Annotated in this window: 22 protein-coding genes; 7 read left to right on the top strand and 15 right to left on the bottom strand. The window is 71.2% G+C overall.

The genetic code is table 11. The annotated features are described in order from the left end of the window. Positions 1-1,281 (top strand): thymidine phosphorylase, encoded by a 1,281-nt coding sequence (locus MJ604_RS03360; RefSeq protein ID WP_243056880.1) that lies wholly within the window; start codon positions 1-3, stop codon positions 1,279-1,281. Between the two features lie 98 nt (positions 1,282-1,379). On the opposite strand, the gene MJ604_RS03365 is transcribed toward MJ604_RS03360, so the two are convergent. The 4 genes from MJ604_RS03365 to MJ604_RS03380 form a co-directional block, all read right to left on the bottom strand. Further along, complete coding sequence (locus MJ604_RS03365) at positions 1,380-1,832, bottom strand: MaoC family dehydratase (RefSeq protein WP_243056881.1); 453 nt, start codon at positions 1,830-1,832, stop codon at positions 1,380-1,382. A gap of 104 nt (positions 1,833-1,936) precedes the next feature. Further along, entirely contained in the window at positions 1,937-2,767 is an 831-nt protein-coding gene (locus MJ604_RS03370) for a hypothetical protein (protein ID WP_243056882.1), read from the bottom strand. Further along, complete coding sequence (locus tag MJ604_RS03375; protein WP_243056883.1) at positions 2,764-3,081, bottom strand: hypothetical protein; 318 nt, start codon at positions 3,079-3,081, stop codon at positions 2,764-2,766. The genes MJ604_RS03370 and MJ604_RS03375 overlap by 4 nt, the downstream gene beginning before the upstream one ends. Then, positions 3,081-3,584, bottom strand: coding sequence for a hypothetical protein (locus MJ604_RS03380; RefSeq protein WP_243056884.1), 504 nt, complete (start codon positions 3,582-3,584; stop codon positions 3,081-3,083). Before MJ604_RS03380 ends, MJ604_RS03375 begins: the two co-directional genes overlap by 1 nt. Before the next feature lie 86 nt (positions 3,585-3,670). Between MJ604_RS03380 and MJ604_RS03385 the strand changes: the two genes are divergently transcribed. From MJ604_RS03385 to MJ604_RS03400, 4 genes are all read left to right on the top strand, one after another. Next, positions 3,671-4,222 carry a hypothetical protein gene (locus MJ604_RS03385; RefSeq protein ID WP_243056885.1) on the top strand — a complete coding sequence of 184 codons (552 nt, stop codon included), beginning with the start codon at positions 3,671-3,673 and terminating at the stop codon, positions 4,220-4,222. A gap of 22 nt (positions 4,223-4,244) precedes the next feature. Continuing rightward, positions 4,245-5,321, top strand: a complete 1,077-nt coding sequence (locus MJ604_RS03390; RefSeq protein ID WP_243056886.1) for an adenosine deaminase — start codon at positions 4,245-4,247, stop codon at positions 5,319-5,321. Then, the gene (locus MJ604_RS03395) at positions 5,318-5,794 is read left to right on the top strand and encodes a DUF3592 domain-containing protein (protein WP_243056887.1); all 477 of its coding nucleotides are present in this window, start codon (positions 5,318-5,320) and stop codon (positions 5,792-5,794) included. Before MJ604_RS03390 ends, MJ604_RS03395 begins: the two co-directional genes overlap by 4 nt. Before the next feature lie 66 nt (positions 5,795-5,860). Next, positions 5,861-6,244: an SHOCT domain-containing protein gene (locus tag MJ604_RS03400; protein WP_243056888.1), complete on the top strand. Its 384-nt coding sequence runs from the start codon at positions 5,861-5,863 to the stop codon at positions 6,242-6,244. On the opposite strand, the gene MJ604_RS03405 is transcribed toward MJ604_RS03400, so the two are convergent. From MJ604_RS03405 to deoC, 5 genes are all read right to left on the bottom strand, one after another. Then, positions 6,237-6,638 (bottom strand): hypothetical protein, encoded by a 402-nt coding sequence (locus tag MJ604_RS03405; protein WP_243056889.1) that lies wholly within the window; start codon positions 6,636-6,638, stop codon positions 6,237-6,239. The genes MJ604_RS03400 and MJ604_RS03405 overlap by 8 nt on opposite strands. Continuing rightward, positions 6,635-7,210 carry an ATP-binding protein gene (locus MJ604_RS03410; protein WP_243056890.1) on the bottom strand — a complete coding sequence of 192 codons (576 nt, stop codon included), beginning with the start codon at positions 7,208-7,210 and terminating at the stop codon, positions 6,635-6,637. Before MJ604_RS03410 ends, MJ604_RS03405 begins: the two co-directional genes overlap by 4 nt. A 128-nt stretch (positions 7,211-7,338) precedes the next feature. After that, positions 7,339-8,208, bottom strand: coding sequence for an aldehyde dehydrogenase family protein (locus MJ604_RS03415; protein ID WP_243056891.1), 870 nt, complete (start codon positions 8,206-8,208; stop codon positions 7,339-7,341). Further along, a complete protein-coding gene (locus tag MJ604_RS03420; RefSeq protein WP_243056892.1) occupies positions 8,205-9,635 on the bottom strand; it encodes an aldehyde dehydrogenase family protein in 1,431 nt (476 codons plus the stop codon). Before MJ604_RS03420 ends, MJ604_RS03415 begins: the two co-directional genes overlap by 4 nt. Positions 9,636-9,639: 4 nt before the next feature. Continuing rightward, a complete protein-coding gene (deoC, locus tag MJ604_RS03425; RefSeq protein ID WP_243056893.1) occupies positions 9,640-10,614 on the bottom strand; it encodes a deoxyribose-phosphate aldolase in 975 nt (324 codons plus the stop codon). Between the two features lie 26 nt (positions 10,615-10,640). Here deoC and MJ604_RS03430 point away from each other — a divergent pair, with 26 nt between their 5' ends. Beyond that, positions 10,641-11,285: a hypothetical protein gene (locus MJ604_RS03430; protein WP_243056894.1), complete on the top strand. Its 645-nt coding sequence runs from the start codon at positions 10,641-10,643 to the stop codon at positions 11,283-11,285. On the opposite strand, the gene MJ604_RS03435 is transcribed toward MJ604_RS03430, so the two are convergent. Continuing rightward, positions 11,282-12,919, bottom strand: a complete 1,638-nt coding sequence (locus MJ604_RS03435) for a phospho-sugar mutase (RefSeq protein ID WP_243056895.1) — start codon at positions 12,917-12,919, stop codon at positions 11,282-11,284. The two genes, MJ604_RS03430 and MJ604_RS03435, sit on opposite strands and share 4 nt — an antisense overlap. An 18-nt stretch (positions 12,920-12,937) precedes the next feature. Between MJ604_RS03435 and MJ604_RS03440 the strand changes: the two genes are divergently transcribed. After that, on the top strand, positions 12,938-13,372 hold the full coding sequence (locus MJ604_RS03440; protein WP_243056896.1) for an SRPBCC family protein: 435 nt from the start codon (positions 12,938-12,940) through the stop codon (positions 13,370-13,372). 60 nt (positions 13,373-13,432) lie between these two features. Here the strand turns inward: MJ604_RS03440 and MJ604_RS03445 are convergent, their stop codons facing one another. The 5 genes from MJ604_RS03445 to MJ604_RS03465 are packed head-to-tail and all read right to left on the bottom strand — an operon-like array spanning position 13,433 to position 16,709. Then, positions 13,433-14,107: a M15 family metallopeptidase gene (locus MJ604_RS03445; protein WP_243056897.1), complete on the bottom strand. Its 675-nt coding sequence runs from the start codon at positions 14,105-14,107 to the stop codon at positions 13,433-13,435. Next, on the bottom strand, positions 14,104-14,430 hold the full coding sequence (locus tag MJ604_RS03450) for a hypothetical protein (RefSeq protein WP_243056898.1): 327 nt from the start codon (positions 14,428-14,430) through the stop codon (positions 14,104-14,106). The genes MJ604_RS03445 and MJ604_RS03450 overlap by 4 nt, the downstream gene beginning before the upstream one ends. A 30-nt stretch (positions 14,431-14,460) precedes the next feature. Then, on the bottom strand, positions 14,461-15,471 hold the full coding sequence (locus tag MJ604_RS03455; protein ID WP_243056899.1) for an aldo/keto reductase: 1,011 nt from the start codon (positions 15,469-15,471) through the stop codon (positions 14,461-14,463). After that, positions 15,468-15,875 (bottom strand): MerR family transcriptional regulator, encoded by a 408-nt coding sequence (locus MJ604_RS03460; RefSeq protein WP_243056900.1) that lies wholly within the window; start codon positions 15,873-15,875, stop codon positions 15,468-15,470. Before MJ604_RS03460 ends, MJ604_RS03455 begins: the two co-directional genes overlap by 4 nt. 33 nt (positions 15,876-15,908) lie before the next feature. Next, positions 15,909-16,709: an NAD(P)-dependent oxidoreductase gene (locus MJ604_RS03465; RefSeq protein ID WP_243056901.1), complete on the bottom strand. Its 801-nt coding sequence runs from the start codon at positions 16,707-16,709 to the stop codon at positions 15,909-15,911. Position 16,710: the final 1 nt, after the last annotated feature.

Here is a 16,710-nt window from a genome sequence, read left to right on the forward strand (position 1 = left end):
ATGCCGACGCAACACGACGCCGTCGAGGTGATCCTCGCCAAGCGCGACCGCCAGGAGCTCACGGACAGCCAGATCGACTGGGTGATCGACGCCTACACGCGCGGCGCGGTCGCCGACGAGCAGATGGCGGCGCTGGCGATGGCGATCCTGCTCAACGGGATGGACCGGCGCGAGATCGCCCGCTGGACCGCCGCGATGATCGCGTCGGGGGAGCGGATGGACTTCTCGACGCTCTCGCGCCCGACCGCCGACAAGCACTCGACCGGTGGCGTGGGCGACAAGATCACCCTGCCGCTCGCCCCGCTCGTCGCGGCCTGCGGTGTCGCCGTGCCGCAGCTGTCGGGCCGCGGGCTGGGCCACACCGGTGGCACCCTCGACAAGCTCGAGTCGATCCCCGGCTGGCGTGCGGCCCTGTCGAACGAGGAGATGTTCGCCCAGCTCGAGTCCGTGGGCGCGGTGATCTGCGCCGCGGGCGACGGGCTGGCGCCGGCCGACAAGAAGCTCTACGCGCTGCGCGACGTGACCGGCACGGTCGAGGCGATCCCGCTGATCGCGAGCTCGATCATGTCCAAGAAGATCGCCGAGGGCACCGGCGCGCTGGTGCTCGACGTGAAGGTCGGCACCGGTGCGTTCATGAAGAGCGTCGAGACCGCCCGTGAGCTCGCCGAGACCATGGTCGCGCTCGGCAAGGACGCCGGCGTCAACACCGTCGCGCTGCTCACCGACATGTCCACGCCGTTGGGGCTGACGGCGGGCAACGCGATCGAGGTGCAGGAGTCGGTCGACGTGCTCGCCGGTGGCGGACCCGCCGACGTCGTCGAGCTGACGCTCGCGCTGGCCCGCGAGATGCTCGCCGGCGCCGGTCGCGACGACGTCGACCCGGCCGAGAAGCTGGCCGACGGCTCGGCGATTGACGTCTGGAAGCAGATGATCCGCGCGCAGGACGGCGACCCGGACGCCGCGCTCCCGGTCGCTCGCGAGTCGCACGTCGTGACGGCCCCGACGTCCGGCGTACTCACCCGCCTCGACGCGATGGCCGTCGGCCTGGCCGCCTGGCGCCTCGGCGCCGGCCGGGCCCGCAAGGAGGACCCGGTGCAGGCCGGCGCCGGCGTCGTCTGGCACGCCCGTCCCGGTGACGAGGTCACCGCTGGCGCACCGCTCTTCACGCTGCTCACCGACGACGAGCACCGCTTCGAGCGGGCGCTGGCGTCGCTCGAGGGCGGCTACGACATCGGGACGTCGTACGAGCCGGCTCCGCTGGTCATCGACCGGATCGGCTGATCCTGCTGGGTGACCTGACGGCCTGTTCTGTCGCTTGACGGCCGTTGCAACCCCCGGCAAGTGACCGAATCCCCGGTCGACGGGGATTCCGACCGAGATCAGGGCAGCAGCAGGACGACCGTCTCGGCGACACAGGCCGGCTTGGGCTCGTCCTCGATCTCGACCGTGTACTTCAGCGTCATCTGCTTGCCGGCGGGGAGGTCGACGACCTCGCCGAGGGTGACGTGGGCGCGGACCCGCTTGCCGACGCGGACCGGGCTCGGGAAGCGGACCTTGTTGACGCCGTAGTTGAGCTTGGCGCCGGGGGTCTCGAGGGCGAAGACCTGGCTGCCGAGCATCGGCACCAGCGAGAGCGTGAGGTAGCCGTGCGCGATGGTGCCGCCGAACGGGCCACCGGCGGCGCGCTCGGCGTCGACGTGGATCCACTGGTGGTCACCGGTCGCCTCGGCGAACTGGTCCACCCGGTCCTGCTCGATCGTCAGCCAATCCGAGCTGCCGAGCTCCTCGCCGCTCGCGGCGGCCACCTCGTCAAGAGTCGTGAAGACGCGCATACAGGGACGGTAGCGGTCACCACCGGAGGTTCCTCGGGTGCCCCGCACCCCGGGCACGCACCTCGCGGCACCTGCGACGAACTCCAGAGGCAACCGCTAGCGCGTCACTTCTGTCCCCAGTTGCCCTGGTCGGCCATGTCCTCGGAGTCGCGCGAGGAGACCGACGGCCACTCGTTGTTGGCGTCCAGACCGTCGAGACCCGAGTTGAGCTCGCGCCACATGCTGAGCTTCACGGTGACGTTGGAGTCGAAGTAGCGGTCGAGGTCGTTCCACAGCCGGATCGCCTCGGTGACGATCTTGCCGATCACCTTGATCGCCGGGCCGGCGTCGAACGTGACCCACTGGCCGGCGTCGGTGCCGTCCTTGATGGCGTCGAGGATGGTGTCGACGACCCCGAGGATCGCCTCGATCATGTCGCGCCAGATCGACCGGATCTGCTGGGCGCCCTCGGCACAGGCGGTCGCGGCGCGGACCAGGCCCTTGTCGACGCCGTTGATCGCGGCCAGCTGCTCCTGGGCGACGTGGAGGTACGACGTGTACGCGACGCCCTGCCAGTGCTGGCTGACCTCGGTCGTGAGGTCGTTGATGACGGTCTTCTCGTCGCGGATCTTGCCGGCCGCGCGGAGGTACGCGGCGTTCATGTCCATGAGGTTCCAGGGGTTGCCGGTCATCTCCTCGACCTTGGCCCACATCTCGTCGACGGCCTTGCCGAACTCGTCCCACAGCCGCTGGATCTCCTCCTCGAGGTTGTCCTTGGCGACCTCGTAGGCGATCTTCACGGCGGGGGAGACGAACCACATCCAGCCCTTGGAGCCGATGGTGTCGTTGAACGTGTCGAGGACCTGCTGCACGCCCTCCTCGACCTTGTCGGTGAGGGTCTCGATCTGCTTGTCGACGTCGTCGCTGTACTCGGAGAAGTAGTCGTACTCGGTCATCGCGGCGTCCCGTCCTCGTTGTGGAACTCGTCGGCGACGGAGGTGTCGGTGGCGCCGAAGTCCTCGGCGGTACGTCGCAGCGCGTCCGCGATCTCACGAACCTTGGCCGAGCCCGTCGACATCGCGTCGATCATCGCGGTGATGAACTGGTCGTGTTGGGAGTCGATGCCGGCGCGGCTGGCGAACCAGCCGAACTGTGCGCCCTGCCCGTTGCCGGACCACAGCTCCATCTGCGCGGCGGCCACCTCGTCGGCGACGCCGTCCCAGCCGGCCGCTGCGGCGATCAGCGCTCCACGGTCTGCTTCCAGGGTCATCAGCGGTTCTCCGTCCCGAGTCGGATGGCTTGCAGCACAGCCTGTTGCAGGTGTTGGGGGCGAGCGCCGCTCAGCCACTCGGCGTCGGCCTCGACGCGCATCAGCCGGCCGTCGGCCCCGCGCTGGATGGTGAGGTAGCCGTTCTCCGAGGTGAGCGGCGGCGGTGGCTCCGGCCGCGCCGCGAGGGCGACGCCGGTGCCGGCTGCGCGCCGGGCGGCCGACGCCCCGCGGCTCATGTCCGGGCGGGGCGGCGCCTGGGCGGGGCTCTGGCCGGTGAAGGTGGCCTCGGCGCGTGCGAGGTAGTCCTCGGCGTCGCCGTGGGCCTCGAGCGCCGCCAGGATCCGCTCGCCGTCGGCGACCGCGAACGCCTCCTGCAGCGCGTCCCCGAACGCCACGGGGTTGCGCAGCTGGTCCTGCTCGAGGACCCGGACGTCGATGACCCGGCGGTCCTGATCGAGGGTGATGCTCAGCGACCGGTTCCGGTCGGTACCCGAGAACGTCATGCCACTGCACATGCCCACGCCCCGCCGTCTCCCAAACCCGAGAACCAGCAGGTTTTGCGCCCGCGGCCCGGTGGGACGCTCCCGGCATGCGATCTCGGTGGGTGCTGGTGACCGCTGCCCTCGTGGCCGTCGTCGGGACCGGGTGCAGCAGCGACGACGACCCCGACCCGGTGAGCGCCGCGGAGCTGCCCGACAACCTCTGCGCGGCCGTGCCCGACAACGTCGTCGAGCGATGGGGGCTCTCGGAGGACGAGCACCGGACCGCGCCGGCGGGCGACCAGAGCGTCGCGACCTGCTCGATGTCGGGCACCGCCGCGGACGCTCCGGTCCTGCTGGCGATCACGCTGACGTCGTACGGCGGAGCCGACGCCGACGCCGTGCGCGATCTCGTCGCCGACGAGGTCGCGGCGAGCTGCGACGACCTCGAGCAGCAGGGCGACGGTCGCTTCGAGGCGGAGGACACCCGCTGCTCCTCCGAGGCGGACGACGCGGTCACCGAGATCTCGACCGCCGTCCCCGCCCATGGTGTGGTGACCGTGACGATGAGCCACAGCGGCCAGATGTCGCAGCTGCTCCCGGCCGAGGTGGTCGGCCTCTCGGGGACCATCGCGAACACCGAACCGGGCGAGCTCTCCTGACCGGTTCTGACAGGATCGGGCCATGAAGCCGACCCTCGACCAGGTACGACGGGCGCCCAAGGTGCTCCTCCACGACCACCTCGACGGTGGACTCCGGCCGCAGACGATCATCGACCTCTCGGCCGAGATCGGGCACGCGCTGCCGGCGGTCGGCGGGGACCTCACCGCGAAGTCGCTGGGCACCTGGTTCCAGGAGGCGTGCGACTCGGGCTCGCTGGAGCGCTACCTCGAGACGTTCGACCACACCGTCGCGGTCATGCAGACCGCCGACGCGATCACCCGGGTGGCGCGCGAGTGCGTCGAGGACCTGGCCGCGGACGGTGTCGTGTACGCCGAGGTCCGCTACGCCCCCGAGCAGCACGTCTCGGAGGGGCTCAGCCTCGACGAGGTGGTCGCGGCCGTGCAGGCCGGCTTCGACGAGGGCGTCGCCGCCGCCGGCGGCAGCATCGTCGTCCGCCAGCTGCTCACCGCGATGCGGCACCAGGCCCGGTCGATGGAGATCGCCGAGCTCGCGATCGCCTGGCGCGACCGCGGTGTCGCGGGCTTCGACATCGCCGGCGCGGAGGCGGGCTACCCGCCCACCCGGCACCTCGACGCGTTCGAGTACCTCCAGCGCGAGAACGCCCACTTCACCATTCACGCAGGCGAGGGCTTCGGGCTGCCGTCGATCTGGCAGGCGATCCAGTGGTGCGGCGCCGACCGGCTCGGCCACGGCGTCCGCATCATCGACGACGTGACCGTCGCTGCCGACGGCTCGGTCGAGCTCGGCCTGCTCGCGGCGTACGTCCGGGACAAGCGGATCCCGCTGGAGATGTGCCCGTCGTCGAACCTCCAGACCGGCGCGGCGACGTCGATCGGGGAGCACCCGATCGGGCTCCTCAAGAAGCTGGGCTTCCGGGTCACGGTCAACACCGACAACCGGCTGATGAGCCAGACCTCGATGAGCAACGAGATGTGGCAGCTCGTCGAGGCGTTCGGCTACGAGCTGCGCGACCTCCAGTGGTTCACGATCAACGCGATGAAGTCGGCGTTCCTCCCGTTCGACGAGCGGCTCGCGATCATCAACGACCGGATCAAGCCCGAGTACGCCGCGCTGTGAAGATCCACTACGTCCCGACGCTGCTCCTGCTCGGGGCGACGCTGCTGTTCCTCCTGCTCGCGGCAGGCCTGCTGCTCAAGGGCCGGGCGGTACGCCGCAGCGCTCGGACGTTCCGCAGCCGCGCGGTGCACAGCACCGCGACCGTGGTCGCGATCGAGGCCAAGGACCTCGCGCTCGGGTCGTCCCCGGACACCCGCTACTTCCCGCGGGTCAGCTTCGTGCCGGCCGGAGCGAGCGAGCCGGTCGAGGCGCTGACGCTCACCGACGTACCGGCTCCGCCGCCCGGGGTGGGCGACGAGATCGAGGTCGCCTACGACCCCGAGCACCCCGAGCGGGTCGACGCGCGCGCCACCGAGGGCGACGTCGAGGGCGCGGGCCGCACCTGGTTCATCCTGGCGCTGCTGGCCGCGCTGACCGCGGCCGGCGTGGCGGCCGCCTGGCTGGTGCTGGCGTTCGTCGTCTGGACGTCCTGAGCCACCGGGGTCGGTCACCCGGATCGGGTGAACCGGTCTAGTCGCCAGGCCCCCTAGGGTCGCGCCGTGGATTCTTTCTGGGACTTCTTCTGGTTCATCCTCTCCTTCTTCCTGCTCATGGCGTACCTCGTCGTGCTGTTCCAGATCCTCACGGATCTGTTCCGCGACAAGGACACCAGCGGTTGGGCGAAGGCCTTCTGGGTCCTCTTCCTGATCTTCTTGCCACTGCTGACGTCGCTGGTCTACCTGATCGCGCGCGGGCAGGGCATGGCGGAGCGCAACATCGCCGCGATCAACGCCGCGCAGGCCGACACCGACGCCTACATCAAGTCGGTCGCGGGGAGCTCGAGCACGCCGGCCGACGAGATCCACAAGGCCAAGGCGCTCCTGGACTCCGGCGCGATCAGCCAGCAGGAGTTCGACGCCATCAAGGCGAAGGCCCTCAGCTAGGCAGGACGGCGAACCAGGCCGTCTTCCACCGGGAGGCCTGGATCGGTACGACGGCTCCGCGCGCTGGATCGTAGACGCGGAGACCGTCGTCGTCCGCTCCGAGGGCGAGCACGACGTGCCGGGGCAGCCAGCGCGACCCGAGGTACACCGGCACCGGCGTGGGGAGCGCGGCGACGACCTCCTGCTCGCGGAAGCGGCGTACCCGCCCGCCTAGCCGGTGGGCGACCGCCCACGGGGTGGTGCCGAGCGCGCGCGGCCACCAGCGGTTGAGCCGCCGGTGCATCGCGAGCACCTCGTCGTCGAACCCCGGCCACGGGCCCTGCAGGTTCTCCGCCACGACCACCACCGACGGGCCGCACGTGCGGCTGTCGGGCTGGCGCGGCCAGGTGGTCACGACCTGATCTTGGCGTACGCCTCGTCCGGAGTCACCGGCTCGCAGCCGAGCGACACCGCGTGGGAGACCACCCGACGCTGGTCGCCCATCAGCGCCAGTCCGCGGCGGACCAGCACCAGCGGGGGCTTGCGGCGCTCGCGCAGGTCGCGGGTCAGCCGCCGCCAGAAGGTCACCATCGGGTGCTGACGCACGCAGTACGCCGCCTCGAGCAGCCCGGCCTCGCGGGCGTGCGGCACGATCTCCTGCGCGAAGATGCCCTCGGCCAGGAAGACCTCGCTCCCGCCCAGGTCGAGCGTCTGCCAGCCGCAGCGGCCGTTCTGCGCGATCTCGTAGACCGGCACCTCGGTGCGCCCGGTCCGGCACAGCTCGTCGAGCGCCGCCATCGCGTCATCGAGCAGCCAGGACTCCGGGTCGTCCCAGTCGACGATGCCGGCGTTCGCGCCCTCGATGATGTACGGCAGCGTCGGGTCGCCGGCGCTCTTGTAGAAGTCGTCCAGGCGCAGCACGGGAAGGCCGATCCGCTCGGCGAGGCGCGACTTCCCGGCTCCTGAGGGGCCGGCCAAGACAATCACGCGCGCGGGCATGCCATCGCTTTCAACTGTTCGGGTCTCGAGACGCCGGCTGCGACCTCCTGCGTCGGTCGCACGCCTCCTCGACCTCGGTGCTGGATCTCAGTCCTCGCAAGCTCGACCTGCGGCACCTAGACGCCGATCGGGTGCCAGACCGTCTTGGTCTCCAGGAACGCGGTCATCGCGTCGAGACCCGGGTCGAGGGTCCAGTCCGGCTCGGCGGCCGGCGCGCGGCGTACCCGCTTGAGGTTGTCGGCCGCGGCCACCTCGAGGTCGGTCGCGAGGGCGCTGTCGCCCGCGATGCCGGTGAGGTCGAGCGCGTTGACGTCCATGTGCGACGCCAGCCAGGGGCCGACCGTCGCTGCGGAACCGGTCAGGATGTTCACCACGCCACCCGGGACGTCGGAGGTGGCGAGCACCTCCGAGAACGTGACGGCGGGCAGCGGCCGGTCGCACGACGACACGACCACCACGGTGTTGCCGGTGACGATCGCGGGGGCGACCACGCCGATGAGTCCGAGCAGGCTCGACTCCTGGGGCGCGAGGACCGCGACGACACCGGTCGGCTCCGGCGTGGAGAGGTTGAAGAACGGCCCGGCGACCGGGTTGGCGTTGCCGATCACCTGGGTGATCTTGTCCGCCCAGCCGGCGTACCAGACCAGACGGTCGATGGCCTCGTCGACGACCTTCTCGGCCTTGCTGGCCGACAGGCCCTCGGACTGCACGACCGCCTGCACGAACTGCGGGCGGCGGTCCTCCATGACCTCGGCGATCCGGTAGACGATCTGGGCGCGGTTGTAGGCCGTACGGGCCGACCAGCCGGGGAAGGCCTTGCGGGCGGCGATGACGGCGTCGCGGGCGTCCTTGCGCGACGCCAGGGCGGCGTTGGCCACGAACTTCCCCTTGCTGTCGAACACCTCGTAGGAGTGTCCCGACTCGGAGCGGGGGAACGCGCCCCCGACGTAGAGCTTGTAGGTCTTGCGGACGTCGATGCGGCTCACTTGAGGTACGCCTCCAGACCGTGGCGGCCGCCCTCGCGGCCGTAACCGGACTCCTTGTAGCCGCCGAAGGGGCTGGTGGGGTCGAACTTGTTGAACGTGTTGGCCCAGACGACGCCGGCGCGCAGCTGGTTGGCCATGTGCAGGATCCGGGAGCCCTTGTCGGTCCAGACGCCCGCGGAGAGGCCGTACGGCGTGTTGTTGGCCTTCTCGATCGCCTCGGACGGCGTGCGGAAGGTGAGCACCGAGAGCACCGGGCCGAAGATCTCCTCGCGGGCGATCCGGTGGGCCTGCGAGACGCCGGTGAACAGCGTCGGCGGGAACCAGAAGCCCGTGCTGGGCAGCTCGCACGCGGGCGACCAGCGGCCGGCGCCCTCGGACTCGCCGATGTCGGAGAGCTCGCGGATCCGGGCCAGCTGCTCGGCGGAGTTGATCGCGCCGATGTCGGTGTTCTTGTCGAGCGGGTCGCCCACGCGCAGCGTGGACATCCGGCGCTTGAGCTTCGCCAGCAGCTCGTCGGCCACCGACTCCTGCACGAGCAGGCGCGAGCCGGCGCAGCAGACGTGACCCTGGTTGAAGAAGATGCCGTTCACGATGCCCTCGACGGCCTGGTCGAGCGGAGCGTCGTCGAACACGATGTTCGCGGCCTTGCCGCCGAGCTCGAGCGTGACCTTCTTGTTCGTGCCCGCGACGGTGCGCGCGATCGCCTTGCCGACCTCGGTCGAGCCGGTGAACGCGACCTTGTCGACGTCCGGGTGGCCGACCAGCGCCTGGCCGGTGCCGCCCGCGCCGGTGACGATGTTGACGACACCCGGCGGGAGGTCGGCCTGCTGGCAGATCTCGGCGAACAGCAGCGCGGTGAGCGGCGTGGTCTCGGCGGGCTTGAGCACCACCGTGTTGCCGCACGCCAGCGCGGGCGCGATCTTCCACGCGAGCATCAGCAGCGGGAAGTTCCAGGGGATGACCTGACCGGCGACACCGAGCGGCTGCGGGTTCGATCCGAAGCCCGCGTGCTCCAGCTTGTCGGCCCAGCCCGCGTAGTAGAAGAAGTGCGCGGCGACCGTCGGGACGTCGACGTCGCGCGACTCCTTGATCGGCTTGCCGTTGTCGAGCGACTCCAGGACGGCCAGCTCGCGGCTGCGCTCCTGGATGATCCGCGCGATCCGGTAGAGGTACTTGGCTCGCTCGCGTCCCGGCATCCGCGACCAGGCGCGGAACGCCTTGCGTGCGGCCTTCACCGCGGCGTCGACGTCGGCCTCGTCGGCCTCCGCGACCTCGGCGAGGACCTCCTCGGTGGCCGGGCTGATCGTCTTGAACGACTTGCCGTGGCCGTCGACGAACTCGCCGTTGATGAACAGGCCGTACGACGGCTTGATGTCGACGATGCTGCGCGACTCGGGGGCCGGTGCGTAGTCAAAGGGGGTGCTCATGCGATCAGTCCAACGTGAAGTAGTCGGGACCGGAGTAACGGCCGGTGGTCATCTTGGTGCGCTGCATCAGCAGGTCGTTGAGCAGCGTGGAGGCGCCGAAGCGGAACCAGTCCGGGTCGAGCCAGTCGGGACCGGCGACCTCGTTGACCATCACGAGGTACTTGATGGCGTCCTTCGAGGTGCGGATGCCGCCCGCGGGCTTCACGCCGATCATGGTGCCGGTCTGCTCGCGGAAGTCGCGGACCGCCTCGAGCATCACCAGGGTGACCGGCAGCGTGGCCGCGGGCTGCACCTTGCCGGTCGACGTCTTGATGAAGTGCGCCCCGGCCATCATCGCCAGCCAGCTCGCGCGGCGTACGTTGTCGTAGGTCTGCAGCTCGCCGGTCTCGAAGATCACCTTCAGGTGCGCGCTCTCCCCCTTCTCTCGGCGGCAGGCCTCGCGCACCTGGGCGATCTCCTCGAAGACCTGCAGGTAGTGCCCGGCCAGGAACGCGCCCCGGTCGATCACCATGTCGATCTCGTGGGCGCCGGCGTCGACCGCGTCCTTGGTGTCGGCGAGCTTGATGTCCATCGCGGCGCGGCCGCTGGGGAACGCCGTGGCGACCGCGGCGATGTGGACGCCGGAGTCTCCGAGGGTCTCGCGGGCGACCGGGACCATGTCGGGGTAGACGCAGACGGCCGCGACCTGCGGGCAGGTCGGGTCGGCGGGGTCGGGCCGCATCGCCTTCGACGCCAGGGCGCGGACCTTGCCCGGGGTGTCCTGGCCCTCCAGCGTGGTCAGGTCGACCATCCGGATCGCGAGGTCGAGGGCGTAGGCCTTCGCGCTGGTCTTGATCGAGCGGGTGCCGAGCCCGGCGGCCCGCGCCTCGGCGCCGACCTGGTCGACCCCCGGGAGGCCGTGCAGGAACCTCCGCAGGGAGGCGTCCGTGCGCGTGACGTCGTCGAAGGACGAGTCGAGGACGGTGGAGGAGGTACTCACCGACCCAGCATAGGGTTGTCGCTGCGATGAGCCACAACCTGAAGCGAGAGACCGTGAGCCCCGAGGTGAGCCCCGAGATGAGCACCGATGTCGTCGAGCGGTTCCCGCCCACCAGCGGCCGGGTCTCGGGGGCCATCGGACTGGTCACCGCGGCGGTCGTCCTCGGCCTCGCGATCTGGCCTCGCGACACCGGTACGCCGCTCGGCGTGGCCATCGTCGCGTGCTTCGGCGCGCTGGTCACGTGGGTGACGCTGCTGCGCCCGGCGCTGTGGGTCACCGCGGACGATCTGGTGCTGCGCAACATGCTGGTGACGACGTACGTCCCGCTCGCCGCGATCGACCGCGTGATCACCGCGCAGGTGCTGGCGGTCACCGCGGGCGAGCACCGCTACGTCTCGCCGGTGATCGGCTACACGCTGCGCCAGACCGTCACGGGCAAGGGCCGCAGCGCCGACGAGAAGACGCCGAGCGCCGTCAACACCTACCAGGTCTTCGTCGAGGACCAGATCCACCACCACGCCGACTCCGCACGCGAGCGGCTCCGGATCACCAAGGGCTCACCGGAGCAGCAGGCGCTCGCCGACGGCGTACGCCGCTCGCACGCGTGGCCGGAGATCGCCGGGCTGGTCGGCCTCGCGGTCGCGTTCGTCGTCTGGTTCTTCGTCCACTAGATGCCGGCGGCGGCCTTGATGCCGTCGCGCAGCGCGTCCAGGCGGCCGGCCGCGGCGATCCGCGCCGCGTCCACGCCGTCCTCCGGGTTCACGGGGACGACGACCTCGAGGTAGCACTTGAGCTTGGGCTCCGTGCCGCTCGGCCGCACGATCACGCGCGCCCCGTCCGCGAGGCGATAGCGCAGCCCGTCGGTCGGCGGCAGCTCCGGCGAGCCGAGCGCGAGGTCGTCGACGCCCTCGACGGCGAGGCCGCCGAGCTCCGTCGGCGGGGTGCTGCGCAGGGTCTCCATCGCGGTGGCGATCTCGCTGAGGTCGGTGACCCGCACCGACAGCTGGTCGGTGGCGTGCAGCCCGTGCCGGACCGCGAGGTCGTCGAGGAGGTCGACCAGCGTCCGGCCCTCGGCCTTGGCCTCGGCCGCCAGCTCGCAGAGCAGCAGCAGCGCGGAGACGCCGTCCTTGTCCTTCACGTGCTCGGGGTCGACGCAGTAGCCGAGCGCCTCCTCGTAGCCGAACGCCAGCCCGTCGACGCGGGCGATCCACTTGAAGCCGGTCAGCGTCTCGGCGTAGGGCTGCCCGGACGCCTTCGCCATCTTCCCGAGCAGGCTCGACGAGACGATGCTGCACGCGTAGGTGCCCTGCTTGCCGCGCTCCAGCAGCGCGTGCGCGAGCAGCGCGCCGACCTCGTCGCCGCGCAGCATCCGCCAGCCGTGCGGACCGGGTACGGCGGCCGCGCACCGGTCGGCGTCCGGGTCGTTGGCGACCACGAGGTCGGCGCCGCGCGCGTCGGCGAGCGCCATCGCCAGGTCCATCGCGCCGGGCTCCTCGGGGTTCGGGAACGCGACCGTCGGGAAGTCGGGGTCGGGCTGCTCCTGCTGCTCGACGATCGACGGCTCGCGGAAGCCCGCGGACTCCAGCACCCGCTGCACCGTCGTACCGCCCACGCCGTGCAGGGGCGTGTAGACGATGTCGAGGTCGCGCGGGCCGTCCTGCGCGAGCTCGGCGATCGTGTCGAGGTAGCGGTCGACGAGGTCCTCGCCGACGATGGTGCCGGCGGTGCCGCGCGGGACGTCGCCCACGGCGCCGACGGCCGCGATCCTGCTGGCGATCTCCGCGTCGGCGGGCGGCACGATCTGGCTGCCGTCGCCGAGGTAGACCTTGTAGCCGTTGTCCTGCGGCGGGTTGTGGCTGGCGGTCACCATCACGCCGGCCGCGCAGCCGAGCTCGCGAATCGCGAACGCCAGCAGGGGAGTGGGGAGGGGGCGCGGCAGCACGTACGCCTTCAGGCCCGCGCCGGTCATCACCTCGGCGGTGTCCCGCGCGAACACGTCGGAGTTGTGGCGTGCGTCGTACCCGATCACGACGGAGCCGTGGGTGACGCCGGTGTCGAGGAGGTACTGCGCCAGGCCGGCGGCGGCGCGGGTCACCACGACCCGGTTCATCCGGTTGGGGCCGGCGCCCAGGGCCCCGCGCAGGCCGGCCGTGCCGAACTCCAGCGTGCCGGTGAAGCGGTCCGCGAGGTCGGTGGCGTCGCCACCCTTCTCGACCTCGTCGATCACCGCCTCGAGCTCGGCCCGGGTCTGCGGGTCGGGATCGTCGGCGGCCCAGGCCCGCGCTGCAGTGAGAAGTTCGGTCATGAGGGCACGATAGTGAGCGTGCGGGCGACCTACACCTTCTCCGGCAGCTGGTCGGTGCCCGCGCCGCCCTCCGCCGTGCACGCCGTACTCGTCGATCTCGAGCGCTACCCGTCGTGGTGGCCGCAGGTGGTCGCCGTCGCCTCGCTCGGTCCCGACGACGCGCGGGTGCTCTGCCGCTCGGTCCTGCCGTACACGCTGGACCTGGTGCTGCACGCGGTCTCGCGCTCTCCGGCGCGGCTGGAGGTCGCGGTCTCGGGCGACCTGTCCGGGTCGGTCCGCTTCTCGCTGACGCCCTCAGGTCCTGGGACCCGACTCGAGCTCGCTCAGGAGGTGGAGGTCGACGGGCTGCTGGCGGCCGCCTCGTCGGTGCTCAGCCCGGTGCTGCGCTGGAACCACCACCGGATGATGGCCGGGTGCGTCGACGGGCTCGCGTCGGCAGCCGCCGGTGGTTGAGGTGAGAGCGAAGCGAGCCTCGGCACCACCATCCCGGCCGGTGGTCCGACGGTCATCACGTCACCGCAGCTCGCGTGACACCTCGGTCGACAGGTGCATCGGCCCGAAGATCGCGTGCGGCCGCTCGGTCATGAGTGCCCAGTACCGGTCGCCGTACGACCAGTGCCACCACTCGGTCGGGTAGTTGACGAACCCGGCGGCGGTGAGCACTCCGGCCAGCAGGTCCCGGTTCGCTCGCGCCTCAGCCGTGATGTTGCGGGCACCGAAGTAGCACGCCCCCTCGCAGTCCTCCGGCCTGGCGTCGATCGGCGTCCCCATGTCCAGGGCGCCACCCCGCCCGTCGACCAGGGTGAGATCCACGGCGGCGCCCGAGACGTGCGGAGCGATCTCGGGCGGTGACACGAACTCGCTCGCCCGGAGGGAGGCCGCCTCGAGGCTGAGCGCCGGCTCCGCCTCCATCAGTCGGCGGGTGCGACGGGTGAAGTACAGGTCCTGCTGCTCGTAGGGGCGGTACGCCTCGGCGAGGAGCAACCGGATCCCGTCGGGCAGGGCGGCCTGCGCGTGCAGGAGGCGTTCCGCGACAGACCGGCGGACGAAGGCGTAGGCCGGGTTCTGCGGGTTCAGCTCCGGGTCGGAGTCGAGGCCCCGCGACCGGATGTCGACGAGCTCGTCACCGCACTCCTCGACGGGTACGGCCGCCACGCGAGGATCGCCCATCAGGATCACGTCGGTCACCGCGCCTCGGCCTCCTTCCGGCCGCGCACGAGTGTCAGCGCAGACACGCTCGCCAGCGACACCAGGATCCCCAGCAGGATCGAGAACACGATGACCGCGACGCCGAGGCCGAGCTGCGGGTGGACGTAGCAGGTGAAGTCGGTGGTGCCTTCAGGGAAGTAGGTGCCGTCCGCGCACTGGGTCTCGCGCCGGCGGAGCACCAGGACGATCCCGTCGACCAGGCCGACGAGGGCCGCGATCCAGGCGACGAATGTTGCGACCCTGATGGAGGTCTCCTGGCGACGGGGCGTTGCGTCCGGCGGGCGCGTGGTGTCGTCGGCCATGGCGGGATGCCTACCCACGGCGGAGCCGGTTCAGGCGTCGATCGAGCTCATGTCGCCGTACCGGTCGCCCACGACCGCGTCACGCGGGACGGCCTGCGTGAGGGCGGTGAGATCGGCTTCGGTGAGCTGGACGTCGGCGGCGCCGACGTTCTCCTCGAGGTACTTCACCCGCTTGGTGCCCGGGATCGGGGCGATGTCGTCGCCCTGGGCGAGCACCCACGCGAGGGCGAGCTGGCCGGGGGTGCAGCCCTTCTCCTCGGCGATGGAGCGGACGGCGTCGACGAGCTTGAGGTTCGCCTGCAGCCCCTCGCCGTTGAGGCGCGGGAAGTACGCCGAGCGACGCGAGTCGTTCGCGTCCAGCGACGACTCGGTGGTGATGGCGCCGGTGAGGATGCCGCGGCCCAGCGGGGAGTACGGCACCAGGCCGATGCCGAGCTCGCGGATCGTCGGGAGGATCTCGTCCTCGAGGTCGCGCGTGAAGAGTGAGTACTCCGTCTGCAGCGCGGTGATCGGGTACGTCGCGTGCGCGCGCCGGATCGTGTCGGGGGCGGCCTCGGACAGGCCGAGGTGGCGGACCTTGCCGGCCTCGACCAGCTCGGCCATCGCGCCGACGGTCTCCTCGATCGGGACGGTCTTGTCGACGCGGTGCTGGTAGTAGAGGTCGATGTGGTCGACGCCGAGCCGCTCGAGCGAGGCGTCACACGCGGCGCGGACGTACTCCGGCCGGCCGTTGATGCCGACCCGGGTGCCGTCCTCGCGCCGCTCGTTGCCGAACTTCGTCGCGAGCTGGACCTCGTCGCGGCGCCCGGCGATCGCGCGGCCGACGAGGCGCTCGTTGGTGAACGGGCCGTACATGTCGGCGGTGTCGAGGAAGCTGACACCGAGGTCGAGCGCGCGGCGGATGGTCGCGATGCCCTGCTCCTCGTCGCCGGTGCCGTAGAACTCCGACATGCCCATGCAGCCGAGGCCGAGCGCGGAGACGGTGAGCGGGGAGACGGTGAGCGGGGAGGTGGTCCCGAGGGTGCGGTTCTGGATGGTCATGCCTCTACCCAAGTCCTTGGAGTGCGCTCCAGGTCAAGCGCGGCCTCGATCTTGTCGGTGTAGATCCCGATCTTGCGGTCGATCGCACCCAGGTGCTCCTGCACCTCCGCGAGCTGCGCGAGCACCCGCACCCGGTGGGCGCGCAGCAGGTCGAGCCGCTCCTGCTCGTTGCCGTCGCCGTGGCGGACCAGGTCGGCGTAGCGGCGTACGTCGCGGATGGGCATGCCGGTCCCGCGCAGCCGGTTGATCAGCTCGATCCACCGCAGGTCGGCGTCGCTGTAGCGCCGGTGGCCGGTCGTGCCGCGCGCGATCGGGCGCAGCATCAGGCCGTCCTTCTCGTAGTACCGGAGCGTGTCGGGCGTCAGGCCGCTCGCGGCGGCCGCCTCGGCGATCGTGTGGTCCACACTGCCAGTGTCAGGGTTGGAGTGCACTCCAGGTCAAGACGTCCGGTCGAGGGCGGGCCGCTCGATGTCCACGGTCGCGAACGGACCGCCGACGTGCGCGCCGAGCTCCTCGTCGTCGGGGCCCGCCGCGATCGAGTCGGCGAACTCCTCGGCGTCGTCGAGCGGCTCGTAGCCGAGCGCGCGGCCGGGCTCGAGGTCCCACCACGCGCGGGTGTTCGCCGAGATGCCGTACAGCACGGCGAAGCCGGGGGCGGTCGCGGTCAGCGCGGCGTCGACCATCCGCACGCAGTCGTCGTGGGACAGCCACGTCGACAGCGCACGCACCGACTCGGGCCGCTCCGTGAACGAGCCGATCCGGCACGCGACCGCGTCGATGCCGTGGCGGTCGACGTACAGGCTCATCAGGCCCTCCGCCGCGACCTTGGCCACGCCGTAGAACGTGTCCGGCCGCGGGCGTACGTCGGTCGTGAGCAGGTCGGTGCGCGGCGTACGACCCACGGCGTGGTTGGAGGAGGCGTACACCAGGCGGGGCACGTCGTGCTCGACCATCGCGTCGAGCAGCGCGGCCGTCGTCACGACGTGCGAGGTCAGCGAGTCGGGCAGGCTGGCCTCGCCGGGGTAGCCGGCGAGGTGCACGACCCCGTCGAGCCGCTCCGCGGCGAACACCTCCGCGACGGCGTCCGGGTCGGTCGCGTCGACGGAGTACCACGCGCCGTCCTCGCCGTCCGGCCGCGGCACCAGGTCCAGGCCGACGACGGTGTACCCGCGGTCGGCCAGGCCGACCGTCACGACACGTCCGAGACTGCCGGCCGCGCCGGTGACGAGAACCTTCACT

This window comes from Nocardioides sp. SR21 (assembly GCF_022761125.1).
Classification (GTDB): Bacteria; Actinomycetota; Actinomycetes; order Propionibacteriales; family Nocardioidaceae; genus Nocardioides.

Excerpts from the sequence above, each read along its gene's own strand:
- MJ604_RS03360 (WP_243056880.1), top strand. The coding sequence starts at position 1 with ATGCCGACGCAACACGACGCCGTCGAGGTGATCCTCGCCAAGCGCGAC.
- MJ604_RS03365 (WP_243056881.1), bottom strand. The coding sequence starts at position 1,832 with ATGCGCGTCTTCACGACTCTTGACGAGGTGGCCGCCGCGAGCGGCGAG.
- MJ604_RS03370 (WP_243056882.1), bottom strand. The coding sequence starts at position 2,767 with ATGACCGAGTACGACTACTTCTCCGAGTACAGCGACGACGTCGACAAG.
- MJ604_RS03375 (WP_243056883.1), bottom strand. The coding sequence starts at position 3,081 with ATGACCCTGGAAGCAGACCGTGGAGCGCTGATCGCCGCAGCGGCCGGC.
- MJ604_RS03380 (WP_243056884.1), bottom strand. The coding sequence starts at position 3,584 with ATGACGTTCTCGGGTACCGACCGGAACCGGTCGCTGAGCATCACCCTC.
- MJ604_RS03385 (WP_243056885.1), top strand. The coding sequence starts at position 3,671 with ATGCGATCTCGGTGGGTGCTGGTGACCGCTGCCCTCGTGGCCGTCGTC.
- MJ604_RS03390 (WP_243056886.1), top strand. The coding sequence starts at position 4,245 with ATGAAGCCGACCCTCGACCAGGTACGACGGGCGCCCAAGGTGCTCCTC.
- MJ604_RS03420 (WP_243056892.1), bottom strand. The coding sequence starts at position 9,635 with ATGAGCACCCCCTTTGACTACGCACCGGCCCCCGAGTCGCGCAGCATC.
- MJ604_RS03430 (WP_243056894.1), top strand. The coding sequence starts at position 10,641 with ATGAGCCACAACCTGAAGCGAGAGACCGTGAGCCCCGAGGTGAGCCCC.
- MJ604_RS03435 (WP_243056895.1), bottom strand. The coding sequence starts at position 12,919 with ATGACCGAACTTCTCACTGCAGCGCGGGCCTGGGCCGCCGACGATCCC.
- MJ604_RS03450 (WP_243056898.1), bottom strand. The coding sequence starts at position 14,430 with ATGGCCGACGACACCACGCGCCCGCCGGACGCAACGCCCCGTCGCCAG.
- MJ604_RS03455 (WP_243056899.1), bottom strand. The coding sequence starts at position 15,471 with ATGACCATCCAGAACCGCACCCTCGGGACCACCTCCCCGCTCACCGTC.